This is a genomic window from Rudanella paleaurantiibacter (genome assembly GCF_009184635.1).
GTDB lineage: Bacteria > Bacteroidota > Bacteroidia > Cytophagales > Spirosomataceae > Rudanella > Rudanella paleaurantiibacter.
In genome coordinates this window covers 1-1,325 of the sequence record NZ_WELI01000031.1, presented here as the reverse complement: position 1 = coordinate 1,325, position 1,325 = coordinate 1, and the positions used below count along the sequence as shown (strand labels likewise).

Below are 1,325 nucleotides of genomic sequence, written 5' to 3'. Positions count from 1 at the left end.
GAGACTGCTTTTTAAACTGTGTCAAGATTGGGTTTGAATAGAAGGGAAGAAAACAATTTCCTAATTTCCTACTCATGACTGACTCCTTCGACTACGAAGCCTTCAAAAAAGCGGCCATCAAGGGCCTTTATGATGGCAAGCCCCTTACCGGCCAGGACGGCCTGTTCGCTCCCTTACTCAAGCACTTTTTAGAATCAGCTTTGGACGGGGAAATGGAGAACCACTTAGCCGAGTCACGCCCCCAAGCCAACCGACGCAACGGCAAAACCACCAAGACAGTTAAGAGTAGCGCAGGGCTACTGGAGCTGACCACGCCCCGTGATCGAGCGGGCAGCTATCAACCGCAACTCGTCCCCAAGCGCCAAGTGGTACTCACTGATCAGTTGGAAGCTAAAATTCTTTCGCTCTATGGGCGCGGCTGTAGCTACGCCGACATCAGTCAGCATCTCCAGGAGATGTATGGTTACTCACTCTCTGATAGTGAGCTAACCAGCATTACCGATAAGGTTTTGCCCGCCATGCGGGACTGGCAAAACCGGCCCCTGGCGAGTTTGTATGTATTGATGTGGCTGGATGGCATCTATTACAAGGTTCGTCAGGACGGTAAAGTGGTCACGCGTGTGTTGTACAGCGTGATCGGGCTGACGCTATCAGGTCGTAAACAGGTACTGGGCATTTATACAGCCGAGAGCGAATCGGCCCGCTTCTGGCTAACAGTGCTGACGGACTTAAAACAACGAGGGGTAGAAGACATTCTGATTAGTTGTGTGGATGGGCTCAAAGGCTTTGATACGGCTATCAACACGGTTTTCCCCCGCACAACGGTCCAGTTATGCATTGTGCATCAGTTACGTAATTCGTTCCGCTTTATTCCTGATAAGCATCTGAAAGAGTTTGTCAAGGCCATCAAAACCGTTTATCAGGCTCCTACTGCCGAGCAGGGCTGGGAGAATCTACAATGGATGCAAGAGCAGTGGGGCAGTAGGTACCCGCAAGCACTGGCAGGCTGGGTGAGCAACTGGTCGTTGCTATCCTCGTTTTACGATTACCCCGCCAGCCTTCGCAAGGTGGTCTATACCACCAACACGGTGGAAGCTTACCATCGCCAGCTCCGCAAGGTGACCAAGACGAAGGGAGCTTTTGCTTCTGACGTAGCTTTGCAAAAGCTGGTGTATCTGGTGATTCAGAATCTGGAAACAAAGTGGGAAACAAAAACCTACAACTGGAAGGAGGTCATCAACGACCTGACAAGTATCTTTGAAGAACGCATCAAACCGCATCGCTTCGACTAAAGCCCGCCTGACACAGTTTAAAAATCACTCCCG

Annotated in this window: 1 protein-coding gene; it reads left to right on the top strand. The window is 50.8% G+C overall.

The features are described from left to right. Positions 1-74 precede the first annotated feature (74 nt). Positions 75-1,292: an IS256 family transposase gene (locus F5984_RS26440; protein ID WP_152127408.1), complete on the top strand. Its 1,218-nt coding sequence runs from the start codon at positions 75-77 to the stop codon at positions 1,290-1,292. The last annotated feature ends 33 nt before the right edge of the window (positions 1,293-1,325 follow it).